This is a genomic window from Roseovarius sp. M141 (assembly GCF_024355225.1).
Classification (GTDB): domain Bacteria; phylum Pseudomonadota; class Alphaproteobacteria; order Rhodobacterales; family Rhodobacteraceae; genus Roseovarius.
This window is the reverse complement of the sequence record NZ_VCNH01000008.1, coordinates 3,011,415-3,024,252: the sequence shown is the minus strand read 5'-3', so window position 1 is coordinate 3,024,252 and position 12,838 is coordinate 3,011,415. Positions and strand designations below refer to the sequence as shown.

At 63.8% G+C, this 12,838-nt stretch carries 14 protein-coding genes; 10 read left to right on the top strand and 4 right to left on the bottom strand.

Annotated features, from left to right (window positions below; translation table 11 throughout):
- The first annotated feature begins 50 nt into the window (after positions 1-50).
- The 3 genes from FGD77_RS18575 to FGD77_RS18565 all read left to right on the top strand — a co-directional run bounded on the left by FGD77_RS18575 (position 51) and on the right by FGD77_RS18565 (position 2,266).
- Entirely contained in the window at positions 51-980 is a 930-nt protein-coding gene (locus tag FGD77_RS18575; RefSeq protein WP_255012303.1) for a LysR substrate-binding domain-containing protein, read from the top strand.
- Between the two features lie 130 nt (positions 981-1,110).
- Positions 1,111-2,127 (top strand): flavin reductase, encoded by a 1,017-nt coding sequence (locus FGD77_RS18570; protein ID WP_255012301.1) that lies wholly within the window; start codon positions 1,111-1,113, stop codon positions 2,125-2,127.
- Entirely contained in the window at positions 2,117-2,266 is a 150-nt protein-coding gene (locus tag FGD77_RS18565; protein ID WP_255012299.1) for a LysR substrate-binding domain-containing protein, read from the top strand. The genes FGD77_RS18570 and FGD77_RS18565 overlap by 11 nt, the downstream gene beginning before the upstream one ends.
- 91 nt (positions 2,267-2,357) lie before the next feature.
- On the opposite strand, the gene FGD77_RS18560 is transcribed toward FGD77_RS18565, so the two are convergent.
- Positions 2,358-3,029, bottom strand: a complete 672-nt coding sequence (locus tag FGD77_RS18560) for a GntR family transcriptional regulator (RefSeq protein WP_255012298.1) — start codon at positions 3,027-3,029, stop codon at positions 2,358-2,360.
- A 124-nt stretch (positions 3,030-3,153) separates the two neighbouring features.
- Between FGD77_RS18560 and FGD77_RS18555 the strand changes: the two genes are divergently transcribed.
- Positions 3,154-3,987: a phytanoyl-CoA dioxygenase family protein gene (locus FGD77_RS18555; RefSeq protein ID WP_255012296.1), complete on the top strand. Its 834-nt coding sequence runs from the start codon at positions 3,154-3,156 to the stop codon at positions 3,985-3,987.
- Between the two features lie 4 nt (positions 3,988-3,991).
- Here the strand turns inward: FGD77_RS18555 and FGD77_RS18550 are convergent, their stop codons facing one another.
- Entirely contained in the window at positions 3,992-4,738 is a 747-nt protein-coding gene (locus FGD77_RS18550) for a pyrroline-5-carboxylate reductase (protein ID WP_255012294.1), read from the bottom strand.
- An 83-nt stretch (positions 4,739-4,821) separates the two neighbouring features.
- Here FGD77_RS18550 and FGD77_RS18545 point away from each other — a divergent pair, with 83 nt between their 5' ends.
- Entirely contained in the window at positions 4,822-6,600 is a 1,779-nt protein-coding gene (locus tag FGD77_RS18545; protein WP_255012292.1) for a cobalamin-dependent protein, read from the top strand.
- On the opposite strand, the gene FGD77_RS18540 is transcribed toward FGD77_RS18545, so the two are convergent.
- Both FGD77_RS18540 and FGD77_RS18535 read right to left on the bottom strand, forming a co-directional pair.
- Positions 6,550-7,281, bottom strand: a complete 732-nt coding sequence (locus FGD77_RS18540) for an SDR family NAD(P)-dependent oxidoreductase (protein ID WP_255012290.1) — start codon at positions 7,279-7,281, stop codon at positions 6,550-6,552. The genes FGD77_RS18545 and FGD77_RS18540 overlap by 51 nt on opposite strands.
- Positions 7,282-7,380: 99 nt before the next feature.
- A complete protein-coding gene (locus tag FGD77_RS18535; RefSeq protein WP_255012288.1) occupies positions 7,381-8,337 on the bottom strand; it encodes a LysR family transcriptional regulator in 957 nt (318 codons plus the stop codon).
- Positions 8,338-8,478: 141 nt separating this feature from the next.
- On the opposite strand from FGD77_RS18535, the gene FGD77_RS18530 reads away from it, so the two are divergent.
- The 5 genes from FGD77_RS18530 (at position 8,479) to FGD77_RS18510 (ending at position 12,837) form a co-directional block, all read left to right on the top strand.
- Positions 8,479-9,264: a transporter substrate-binding domain-containing protein gene (locus tag FGD77_RS18530; protein ID WP_255012286.1), complete on the top strand. Its 786-nt coding sequence runs from the start codon at positions 8,479-8,481 to the stop codon at positions 9,262-9,264.
- 120 nt (positions 9,265-9,384) lie between these two features.
- Positions 9,385-10,032 carry an amino acid ABC transporter permease gene (locus FGD77_RS18525; RefSeq protein ID WP_255012284.1) on the top strand — a complete coding sequence of 216 codons (648 nt, stop codon included), beginning with the start codon at positions 9,385-9,387 and terminating at the stop codon, positions 10,030-10,032.
- Between the two features lie 30 nt (positions 10,033-10,062).
- Positions 10,063-10,719, top strand: coding sequence for an amino acid ABC transporter permease (locus FGD77_RS18520; protein WP_255012283.1), 657 nt, complete (start codon positions 10,063-10,065; stop codon positions 10,717-10,719).
- Positions 10,720-10,731: 12 nt separating this feature from the next.
- Positions 10,732-11,493, top strand: a complete 762-nt coding sequence (locus tag FGD77_RS18515; RefSeq protein ID WP_255012282.1) for an amino acid ABC transporter ATP-binding protein — start codon at positions 10,732-10,734, stop codon at positions 11,491-11,493.
- A 9-nt stretch (positions 11,494-11,502) separates the two neighbouring features.
- The gene (locus FGD77_RS18510; RefSeq protein WP_255012281.1) at positions 11,503-12,837 is read left to right on the top strand and encodes an aspartate aminotransferase family protein; all 1,335 of its coding nucleotides are present in this window, start codon (positions 11,503-11,505) and stop codon (positions 12,835-12,837) included.
- Position 12,838 lies beyond the last annotated feature (1 nt).

Here is a 12,838-nt window from a genome sequence, read left to right as displayed (position 1 = left end):
CTATGGGCAGCCGGATATGGACCGGACCCTCAGCACAGGACCCCGCCTACATGCGCTTTACCCTTCGCCAGCTCAGCTATTTCATCGCGGCAGGCGAAACCGGCAGCGTGACGCGCGCTGCCGAGACGATCAACATTTCGCAGCCCTCGGTATCGTCGGCCATATCGCATCTGGAAGAGGAACTGGGCGTGCAGCTGTTCATCCGCCAGCATGCGCAAGGGCTGGTGCTGACCCCCTCGGGCAAGCGCCTGCTGAAGGCGGCCAAGGAATCGATGCGCGCGGCGCATCGCCTGTACGAGGTCGCGGGCGAGACGGCATCGCTGGTCTCTGGTCCGCTGCATATCGGCACGTTTCACACCTTTGCGCCGGTGATCCTGCCGGAAATCTGGCGCTCGTTCAGCGCCCTTTACCCGGACGTGCAGCTCAAGGTGACCGCCGCCAGCGAGGCCGATCTGATGGAGGGGCTGCGCCGGGCGCAGATCGACGTGGCGCTGACCTACGAGAGCCATCTGAGCCCTGAGATGGTGTTTCATCCGCTGGCGCGTATGCCAACCTATGTGTTGTTGGCGGCCGATCATCCGCTGGCGGCGCGCGCATCGCTTAGCCTGGCCGATCTGGCGCAGGAGCCGTTCGTGGTGCTGGATCTGCCGATCAGCCGACAATATTTCATCTCGCTGTTCGAGCAGTCGGGGCAAAAGCCGCATATCGTCGCGGAATGCGCCGATCCGTCGATGCTGCGGTCCTTTGTGGCGGCGGGGATCGGATTTTCGCTGATGACGTCGCGCCCGGCCAATATGCGGGCCGAGACGAACCGCCCGCTGGCCTATGTTCCGCTGGAGCGGATCGGCGACGATGCCGCGTCGATGACCGTCGGCCTTGCGATGCTGCGCGACATGCATTCGACACGGCTTCTGGACGCGTTTCGCCAGCATTGCGAAGGTGTGGTGCGCACCGGGGCCATCCCGGGCATGTCCAGTTAAGGGCGCTGTGGGGCGTCTGCTTTGGAAATCCTGAGTGCCAGCCAATTGAAATCCGTCTTTATCGCTGCGCGGCTGCGGTCCACACTGAGGGCGCGATTATCCCGCGATCCAGCCGAAAGGGGCCAAGCCGATGAGCGATATGACACCAGACCTGAGGACGCGTTTTGTCGCCGGAATGAGCTACGCGGCCTGTACGGTCAATGTCATCACGACCAATGGCCCCGAGGGGCGCGCCGGCGTCACCGTGTCGGCGATGTCGTCCGTGTCCGCCGATGGTGAGGGGCCGACGTTGCTGGTCTGCGTCCATCACAAAAGCCCCGCCGCCGAAAAGATCGCGGCCAACGGCACCTTTTGCGTCAACGTGCTGCGCGACGATCAATCCTACGTCTCCGATACGTTCGCAGGCCGGTTCAAGAACGAGGTCGCGGACAAGTTCGACTGTACCGATTGGGAGGCCTGCACCGGCGGCGCGCCGCGCATGGCGGATGCGCTGGTCGCGTTCGATTGCCGCCTGCAATCGTCACAGCAGATCGGAACGCACCATATCTTTATCGGCGAGGTGCAGGATATCCACACGACGCGCGCCGGATCACCGCTGATTTACGCCAACCGCGCCTATGGTGCCTCCAGTCCGATCGAGGGGACCAGCACGCTGAAGCTGGCGACCGAGGCAAGCCTGGCCAAGGTGACGGTAGGCTGTTTCCAGACCTTCGGGCCGTTCCTGATGCCCCAGCTGCTGTGCGATGCCGCAGATCTGGACGTCAAGCTGATCGACGGTGATCACCGCCGCATTCGTGAAAGCCTGGCCTCGGGCGAAAGCGAGATCGCGCTGCTGTACGACATGGCGCTGGGCGAGGGGCTGACGACCGAAGTACTGACATCGCTGGAGCCATACGTGCTGTTACCCGAAGGCCACGAGCTGGCCGCGCAGCGCGAGGTGTCGCCCGCCGATCTGGCGGAGCAGGCGATGATCCTGCTGGATATCGATCCCAGCCGCGACTATTTCACCGGCCTGATGACCGATGCGGGCATCCAGCCCAAGATCGCGCACCGCACAACGTCGCTGGAAACGGTGCGCGCGATGGTGGGGCATGGCATGGGCTACGCATTGTTGGCGACCAAGGCCGGCCTCGTCGATGAGCTATGACGGCAAGGCGCTGGTCACGCGCCCCTTGGCCGGAAACCCAAAGGCCAGCGATATCGTACTGGTGCATCGCACCGGGCGTCGCCTGTCGCCCGCCGCCGAACGGTTTGCCGACATCTGCCGAAAGCGGCTGAAGGGCTGATGCCGCGCAGTTCCGGCAGGCGGGTGCGCGTGTTGGATGGGGCGGGATTTTGGGTATTTTCACCAAGAAAAGCCATGGGCGCGCTAGAATCTCAGGCGATATCGCCCTCGTAGATCTGGGCCAGCGCGGCGCGCACCTGTTTATGTACCTCGGCAGAGGATCTGTCCAGATGGACCCTGAGCGCGTCCAATGCCGTCTGCGTGTCGCGGGCCTGCACCGCCCGCAATAGGCGCTGATGTTCGTCGTGGGCGCTGGCGCTGCGCGCGCCCGGCTCAAGGTTGAGGCGGCGCACGAAGCGGATCCTGTCGTTGATATTCTCCAGATATCGCAGGCGCGCGTCGTTCCCTGCCAATCGCGCAAGGCCGTGGTGGAAATCCTCGTCCGCCGCGACCAGCGCATCGAGATCGCCGCCCGGCGATATGGCGGGCCAGCGGTCAGCGAATACGGCGAGATCGGCATCTGATGCAGTTTGCAAGGTGTGCGTCAGCGCGCCTGCCTCCAGATCATAGCGGACGGCATAGAGATCTGCGATCTCACGCGCGCTGAGCTTGCGGCAGAAGAAACCGCGCCCCGGCTCGAACCGGACCAACCCGTCCGAGATCAGCCGGTTCAGCGCCTCGCGCAGGGGGGCGCGGCTCATCCCCAGATCAGCGGCCAGCGCGCTTTCATTGAGGCGCGCGCCCGGTTTCATGCGGAAACCGACCAGCCACGCGCGCAGCTGATCATAGGCGATATCGACACTATTTTCGCGCGGCTGAGCCATGGGAGGGGCACCTTGTGACTTGGAAATACCGCCAAGCTTGACAGAATGGCGGGCGGAGTCAATTCTGCCTTCAGAATTGTCGACAGACCGGTCGGCAGTATGCGCAGCGCCTAGAGGAAACACCATGACACGCCAGACCGCCACCGTGGACGGCCCCTTGAGCCAGACACAAATCGATGAATATCATGAAAAGGGTTGGATCATCCCCGATTGGGAATTCCCGCCCGAGTTGATCGCCGAAATGCGCGCGGAATATGAGGCTTTGCTGGCGCGCAACCCTGATATCGAGGCGGATATCATTCTGGCGCCGCATCAGGTGAGCGGCGGATCGATGGGCGTGAAGGGCAGCGAGACGTTTCTGGAATTTGCCACCCACCCCAAGCTGATGGAGACCGCGCGCCAGCTGATCGGGGACGACATCATCCTGTGGGGGACGACGCTGTTCGGCAAGCCGCCGCGCAATGGCAAGGAAACGCCGTGGCATCAGGATGGCGGCTATTATCCGATCAGGCCGCTGGAGACGCTGACCATGTGGATCCCATTGGACGATGTCACGCCCGAAAACGGCCCGATGACGTTTATTCCCGGCTCGCATAAGGCGCACGAGCTATACAGCCATTCGTGGCAGGAGGGCGGCAACAAGACCATCAACCTTGTCTGCGATTCCGAGCATTTTGACGAGGCAGATGCCGTGCCGTTGATCCTGAAGGCCGGGCAGGTATCGTTCCATGACGTCTACATGATCCACGGCTCCAAGGCGAACCACACAGATCACCGCCGCGCCGCGTTTATCGTGCGGCTGATGCCGGCGACGTCGTTCTACGATCACGCTTGGGGCGCCGAGATCGGCAAGAAGCACCCCAGTCAGGGCTATGGAACCCGCCCCTTGCATCTGGTCAGCGGGCAGGACCGGGCGGGCAACAATTTCCAGATCGGCCACGGCGGCGCGACGGCGTGAGGCGTTAGCCTTGCAATTTGCGCAGCACCAGATCGCACGCGCCATTCCATGCGGCGGGGGCGCCCTTTGCCTCAAGGTGGTCAAGGCCCGCGCGGGTGATGCCGCCTGGGGTGCAAAGAGTGGCGAGGATGTCGTCCATCGGGGCGTCCTCCTCGGCGATCATGCGCCCGGCAGCTGTGAACGTGCTTGCGACCAGTTGGCGCGCCTGGGTTGCGTCCATGCCGTGTGCGGCTGTCCAGTCTGCACCGCTGCGGATCAGCGCCTGCGCCCAGCCATACATGGCTGCCGAAACGGTCGCCGCCTCGAATTCGGCCTCGCTGCGCAGAATGATGACCGTGCCGATCGCCTCCAGCAGGGTGCGGGCTGGGCCAGCGTCGGGATAGGCCAGCGTCGGGCTGGCGCCGAGCGACGCGGCGGTTATCGGCATGATCCGCACCGGCGTTGCGGCGCCGATATCAAGGGCTGCCAGCGGCACTCCGGCGCAAGCGCTGAGCATGGTCTGTCCCGCGCGCCATGGCAGGCCGCGCACCGCACCCGGCGCATCGCCCGGGCGCACAGCAAGAAGGACGATATCGCACGCGCCCACGATCTGCGCATTGTCTTTGGCCAAGGCAAAGCCATGGTCGCGCGCCATGTCCGCGCCATGTCCGCGCGGCGAAAGCAGGATACTCTCCGGCGCATGACCGGCCCGCAGCAGCCCCCTGAGGATCGACACCGACAGATGCCCGACGCCGATAATGCCCAATTTCATGTCATCAATTCCCATTCCCGCGCGATTTCGCGCCATAGTGGCATAGATATACGCACCGACAAGGGGAGGCCGCAGGAAAGGCGATGACGTTGCAACGCTCAGCAAGTGACCCATGTCTGACCGATCCGGAAATGGCACCGGGTGCTGATCTGCTGGCCGAGGGGCGGCGCATGGCGGCAGAGTGGCGGCTGGGGCGGTGTCTGTTTCTCGATACCGGAAGCGTTGCATCAGAGGCGGAGTACAAACGTCGCGCCATGGTCGAGGGGCAGATGATGCAGCACGCGCATATCGGGTTTCGCAGCATCGAGCGGACGATTGCCGCGATGGGCGAGTTGCATGACCGCGCGGCGCAGCACGGCGTGCGCATCGACCGTTTCGGCATCACGCTGGACTGGACGATGGGCTATCCGCTGGATCGTCGCGCGGATGCCGCGCGCGGCACCGGGATCGTGCTGACCGGGCCAGAGGATTTTGCGCGCATCACCAATGCCAGCCCCGCCGCCGCGCATTTCGGCGACTTCATGCTGGGCCTGCCCGGCGCGCTGGAAAATACCCGCGCGGCCATTGCTGCAGGGGCCACCGCCATCGGTAATCTGGGGCAGTACTTCACCTTTCGCCTGCCATACTGGGATGACGACGTCGCCACGACCGAGGCGACACTGCGCGCGCTGGGCCTGATCGCAGCGCAAGAGGCCGAGATACTGGTGCATTCCAACCTTGATGACGGGTTCGCAGGGCTGTTCCTGGATATGACGTCGGCCTTTGGCATGATGCTGATCGAAAAGCATATCGTAGAGGATCTGATCGGTGCGGCGGCGTCATTCTGTTTTGGGCATCATTTTTCAGCGCCGCTGACGCGGGCGGCATTTCAAGCGGCGCTGGCGCGTGAGACGGACACGCCGGGAACGATGATCTTTGGCAATACCGTGGCGTACCAAGGTGCGTCCGCGAGTAACTATGCAAGCCTTGCCAATTACTTGCTGGCTGACCTTACAGCGTTGCATGAACATCATTCCGGCCACGCGGTGAACCCCGTGCCGGTGACCGAGAATATCCGCATTCCCGATGTGGACGAGATCCTTGATGCGCAGCTATTCGCTGCGCGGCTGGCCGAACATGCGCCGGGGCATGCCGCCGTCCAGGACAATGCGCTGATTGCGCAGATGGCGGACCGGCTGATTGCGGGCGGGCGCGCCTTTGCCGAAATGGCTTTGCGGGGCTTGGCCGGGCGGGGCGTCGATACCACGGATCCGGCGGCGCTGATGCTGGCGATCCGGCGTCTTGGCGCCAAGCGGATGGAGGCGCTGTGGGGCGCTGGCACGATGCAGGACGGGCGGCGCGCGCCGCTGGTTGCCGCCGATTGGGCCGAAGAGTTGGACGAGATGGCAGGCGCGTGGGTACGCAGGCAGGCGGGCGCGCGTTTGACGCATCGCCGCGTGGCGCTGGGTACGACGGACGTGCATGAACATGGCGCTTATCTCGTGCGCCGCGCGCTGGAAGGGTTGGGCGCCGAGGTGCTGGAGGTCGGCGTCGCCATCGACGCCGAAGTGCTGGTCGCCCGCGCGCTGGAAGCCGGGTCGGATGCCATCGCCGTCAGCACCTATAACGGCATCGGGCTGGGCTATGCGCGCAGCGTCATGGCCGCGCTGGCGGCGCAGGGCGCCGACCTGCCGGTGCTGATGGGAGGCAAGCTGAACGAGATCCCGCAGGACTCGAACTCCAGCCTGCCGGTGGATGTGACGGAGCAGATCCGGCAGGCCGGGGTGATCCCCTGCGCGGGGCTGGACGATATGCTGGCGGCGCTTGGCGGCTCAGACGTGCTGACCGCCGTTGACGTCGATGGACGCGCCGTTGACGTATGACGCCTGACCCGAGCAGAGGAAAAGGACCACGCGCGCAACCTCTTCGGACTGGCCGAGGCGGCGCAGGGGGATGGTGCGGGTGATTTCCTCGGTTCCCGGCGACAGGATTTCGGTTTCAATCTCGCCGGGCGTCACCATGTTGGTGCGGATGCCGCGCGGGCCGAATTCTGCTGCCGCCTCGCGCGTCAGCGCCGCCAGCGCTGCCTTGGAGCAAGCATAGGCCGCGCCCGCAAAGGGATGCACCCGCGATCCGACGATAGAGCCCACGTTGACGACGCAGCCCTTGGCCGTCTCAAGCTCGGGCAGCAGATCGCGCATCAGGGCGGCGGGTCCGATCAGGTTGACGTTCATCACCTGATGCCAGACCTCGTCGCTGGTCGCCGCGATCCCCATGCGCGCGCCGCCGCCCCCCTTGGGCGAGATGCCGGCATTGTTGACGATGGCGCCAAGGCCGGTGCCGCCCAGCGTGTCGCGCACCCGCGCGACCAGATCGGCGCGCGCGCTCGCGTCGGCCAGATCGCCCTGGAAATGATCGGTCGCGCCGGCATGCCAAGGGCAGCGTGTATCGAATGCGGTGCGCGACACGGTCAGAACGCGCCAGCCCGCGGCCTGAAACGATTTAACGGTCGCGTGCCCGATGCCACGGCTGGCGCCGGTCAGCAGAAGTGTCCTGTTGGTCATCGAAATTCCTCCGGGTCCCGGTGCGCCGCCGCCTGTGGCGTGCCCGGGCGTGGCGATAATTAGTAGGCCGCGCGGCGTCAGTGTCAACGCAGGGACGGGTCACGAATAGGACCGCTCGGGCAGGGGGGTGCCGGTGATTTCGTCGGCCAGCATTTGCGACAGCACCGCCTCTGCGCGGTTCTGGCTACGTGCGGGGTTGGTGACGACGTGGATGTCGATGGCAGGCAGGTTCGTCGCAGGCGGCAATTGCCACAACCGCCCGGCGGCAACGTCGCGCGCCGCGACATGGATGGGCAGGGCGCCGATGCCGACATTGCACATGATCATGCGCCGCACCTCGGACAGGCTGGAGGACACGCCCTTCAGCTCGGACCGCATCCCGGCCCGCGCGCGCAGGCCCGCCAGTTCGAACAGCGGCCCGGCGCTGCTGTCGGTCTGGAAGGACACGGCGACCTCGTCCTGCAAATCCGATAGTTTCAGCCCTGTCTTGCCGAACAGGCGATGCCCCGGCCCGCAGTAATGCCCGAAATACTCGCGGTATAGCACGCGGTAATTCAGCTTGGGTCGCTTGTGAGACACAAGGCAGATCCCAAAGGATACGCGGTTCTGCTCGACCCGTGTGATGACTTCTTCGCTCTCATTGATGCTGAGCGTGTAGGTCACGTCGGGGTGGGCGGCGTTGAACCGCTCCAGCACCGCGTCGAAATGCGGGCAGGCGATGTGGCTGGCCAGCGCGATGGTGATCTGGCCGGTCACCGCGTCCTCGGCGCCGCTCAGCAGGATGGGCAGTTGCATGACCGAGCCGAAGATCGTGCTGGTTTCGCGATAGAGAACCTCGCCCATGGGCGTCACGCTGAAATGCGTCGACGAGCGGTTGACCAGCCGCTTGCCCACCTGTGCCTCCAGCCGTTTGAGCGCTGAACTGATGGTCGGCTGCTTGAGCCCCAGAAACGTCGCGGCGGGGGTAATTCCGCCCTGTTCGACCATCACCATGAAGGTACGCAGCAGGTTCCAGTCCAGATTCCACACAAAGCGTTGTTCATAGGGGCGCATCATTGATCCTCTCAATCCGGGCCATTGCCCTTATTTATTTGCATGATGATTGGTGCCTGTGCAAACCTCTTGGCAAGGCCGAAAGAGCGCACCGCAGCGGTGCCGCAGCCTGAAACAGATGCGAATCAACGGGAGAAACTGAATATGACAATGATAGCCAAGATGATGCGCCGTACTGTCCTGATGGGGGGGGCCGCGCTGCTGGGCGTCGTGGCGATGCAGCCCGCCTTTGCCGACGAACTGGAAGGCATCAAGGAGCGCGGCGTTCTGAAGATCGCGATGACGGGGCAGTATCCGCCCTTCAACTTCGTCAATGAATCCAACGAGGTCGTCGGTTTTGACCCGGCCATCGGCGCCGAAATCGCCAAGCGTATGGGCCTGGAGACCGAGATCGTGACCACCGCGTGGGATGGCATCATCGGCGGTCTGCTGGCCAACAAATACGATGCCGTCGTCGGCTCGATGTCGATCACCGAGGAGCGTGACAAGGTCATTGATTTCGTCGGCCCCTACTACCAGACCCGCCGTGCGATCTTTACCGTCGCAGGATCGGACATCACGACGATGGAGCAGCTGGACGATGCGGTTGTCGGTGTCACGCTGGGCGAGACGAACGAGGAATGGGCCAGCGCGCAGGGCTATAACATCAAGACCTACAAGGGCCTGCCCGAGCTGTTGCTGGAACTGACGAATGGCCGCGTGGACGTCATCGTGAACGACAGGATCCCCGTCATTCTCGCCATGAACAGCGGGCAGTATGATCTGGCCGAGATCCCGGACCCCACCGCCGAGCCGCTTCCGGCGGGCATTGCCATCCGCGAGAACAACCCGGATCTGGCCGCCGCCATGCAAAAGGCGCTGGACGACATGATGGAGGACGGCACCTACATGGAAATCGCGAACGAGTGGGTCGGCGGCGACATCCGCTGAACAACGGGCCTGTCGGCATTGTCCGACAGGCCGCTCACGATGCTCCGGGCTGCATCTGTGGCGCCCCGGCGCCTTTGTTGACCGCGCGCCAGCCGGCGTCACCATCATCGGAGATTGCCCTTGGACTTCGACCTGATCCTGCGGGTCTACCCGTTCTTCATCGAGGCCGCTGTCGTCACAGTGCAGCTGTCGGTTCTGACCTGCCTTCTGGGGCTGGCCTGCGGCACGCTGGGCGCGTCGATGCGCCTGTCGCGGCTGGCGCCGCTGCGCTGGATCGCGGCGGCCTATGTCAGCCTGTTTCGTGGCACGCCCGCGCTGATCCAGATCTTCCTGCTCTATTTCGGCGGCCCGCAGATCGGCATCCAGCTGGATGCCTTCGCGGCTGGCACCATCGCGCTGGGCGTCAATATCGGCGCCTACATGACCGAAACGATCCGCGGCGCCATCGTGTCCGTGGATCGCGGCCAGACCGAGGCGGCGCGCACCCTGGGCATGAGCAAATGGCAGACCATGCGCAAGGTGATCCTGCCGCAGGCCGCCCGCATGATGATCCGCCCGCTGGGCGTCAACATCAACGCGTTGATCAAGGGCACCGCGCTGGTCGCGCCGATTTCGGTGATCGAGCTGACCTATACCGCGCAACGGTTTATCGGATCCACCTACAAGCCGTTCGAAATGTTCCTGATCGCCGGCATTCTCTACATGATCATCATCTACGCAGTCGGTCAGGGCATCAAATGGCTGGACCGCCGGGCGCAGATCGTATGAGCGCGCGCGTCACACTGACAGGAGGCCGCCATGGGTCTTGATTTCACCGTCGTCCCCGATTATTTCGGCGTCCTTTTGCTGGGTATGGCATGGACCGTCGCCATCACCATCGGCGCCGGAGTGCTCAGCTTTTTCGGTGGCATCGTGTTCGCCGTCATCGCGCTATACGGCCATTGGGCCATCCGCCTGCCGTTCCGCCTGTTTGCGTGGCTCTTCATGGGCACGCCGCTGCTGCTGCAACTGTTCCTGATCTATTTCGGCCTCATCCAGATCGGCATCGACCTGCCTGCCTTTGTCGCCGGCGTGATAGGTCTGGGCCTGCATTTCGCGGTTTATAATTCGGAACTAATTCAGGCGTCTATCCTGTCGGTCGACAAGGGTCAGTATGAGGGCGCGCGCACCCTGGGCCTGTCCAGCGGCCAGACGCTGCGCCGGATCGTGATCCCGCAGGCGGTGCAGGCCGTCGTTCCGCCGATGGGCAACAACATGATCGCGCTGCTCAAGGATTCGGCGCTGGTGTCGGTGATCGGCGTGGCCGAGCTGACCCTTTCGTCGCAGCAGGCGATCAGCCGCACATACCGTCCGTTCGAATTCTATATCGCTGCCGCCGCCTGCTATTACGTCATCAACCTGTGCCTTGAGGCTGTTTTGCGCCGCCTTGAGCGCCGCATCGCGGCCCAGCGCTGAGGAGCCCCCCACATGAGCGATACCCCCTTTGTCGACATCCGCCACGCGGCCAAAAGCTTTGGCGCGCTGGAGGTGCTGAAAGACATCAACCTCACCGTCAAACGTGGCCAGATCGTCGCGATCATCGGGCCGTCCGGTTCAGGCAAATCGACGTTGCTGCGCGCCATCAACGAGCTGGACCCCCTCACCTCGGGCGAGGTTTGGCTGGAGGGCGTGCAGATCAACAAGACCCTGCCGCACCGTCAGTATGAAAAGCACGTTAACCAAGTGCGTCAGGACATCGGCATGGTGTTCCAGCACTTCAATCTGTTCCCGCATCTGAATGTGCGTGACAACATCACGCTGGCGCCCAGGATGCTGAAAGGCATGTCCAGCGCCGACGCCAACAAACTGGCCGAGGAACAGCTGGCGAATGTCGGCCTGTCGGAAAAGATCGACGTGTTCCCCTCGCGCCTGTCGGGCGGCCAGAAGCAGCGCGTCGCGATTGCCCGCGCGCTGGCGATGAAGCCCAAGGTCATGCTGTTCGACGAGGCGACATCGGCGCTGGACCCCGAGCTGGTCGAGGAGGTCAACCTCGTGATGAAAAAGCTGGCCGAGCAGCACATGACCATGATCATCGTCACCCACGAGATGGATTTCGCGGCCAGCGTTTGTGATCGCGTGCTGTTCATGGATCAGGGCGTCGTGGTCGAGGAAGGCCCGCCGGACGTGATTTTCCAGACCCCCAAGGAAGAGCGCACGAAAAACTTCCTGCGCAAACATCTCAGCCGCTAAGGGCGCCAAATGTCCAACCTGTTCTACCAGACCAAATCGCCCCGTCCCGTTCTGGACCGGGCCGACGGCATCTATATGTATGACGTCCACGGCAAACGCTATATCGACGGCTCATCCGGCGCGATGGTGTCCAATATCGGCCATTCCAACCCCGCCGTGCTGGACGCGATGCGCGCGCAGATGGACAAATCCACCTTTGGCTATCGCCTGCATTTCCAAACCGAAGCGTCCGAGGAACTGGCGCAGAAGATAGTGGCGCTGACGCCTGAGGGACTGAACAAGGTGTTCTTTGTATCCGGCGGGTCCGAGGCCGTGGAAAGCACGCTGAAATTGGCCCGGCAATACGTGCTGAGCCAAGGGCAGGCGCAGCGGTTCAAGGTCATCTCCCGCTTTCCCAGCTATCACGGCTGCACGTTGGGCGCGCTGGCGATCACCGGCATGTCCACGATGACCGCGCCGTTCGATCCGATGATGCAGCGGATGCCGAAAATTCCCGCACCGCGCGCATACCTTGATGGGCTGGATCCGAACGATCCGGCAACCGGTCTGCACTATGCCAACATGCTGGAGCAGAAAATCCTCGAAGAGGGGCCGGAAACGGTAATGGCCTTCATCGTTGAGCCGGTCGGGGGCGCCTCAACCGGCGCGCTGGTGCCGCCTGCGGGGTACATGCAGCGCATCCGCGAGATTTGCACCGAATATGGCGTGCTGCTGATCCATGACGAGGTGATGACCGGCGGCGGGCGCACTGGCGCGTTCTTTGGCGCCGAGCATTGGGATACCGCGCCCGACCTCATCTGCCTGTCCAAGGGGTTCGGCGCCGGTTACGCCCCCCTCGGCGCGATGATCGCGCGTGACGATATGGTTGACGCCGTGATGGACACGGGCGGCTTCATCCACGGGTTCACCTATGCCGGCAATCCGCTGGCCTGCGCGGCAGGGAGCGCCGTTCTGGACGAGATTGCCCGCCAGGATATGGTCGCCAATGCGGCGAAGATGGGCGACGCGCTGGCCGACCGGCTGCGCGACCTGATGCAACGCTATCCGCTGATCGGTGATGTACGCGGCAAGGGCCTGCTGACCGCGTTCGAGCTGATGGTGGACCGCGCCACCAAAGCGCCGCTGCCCAAGGACCTGAACGCCCATGCACGTCTGGTCGATATCGCCTATGACAACGGCCTGATCATCTATTCGCGCCGCACGCGGGGCGGCACGTCCGGCGATCATTTCCTCGTCTGCCCGCCGATGATCGTGACCGAGGCCCAACTGGATGAGATGACGGATATGCTGGACCGATCGCTGGCGCAGTTCATGGTCGAAATACCGAAATTGGCGGCGGAGTAGC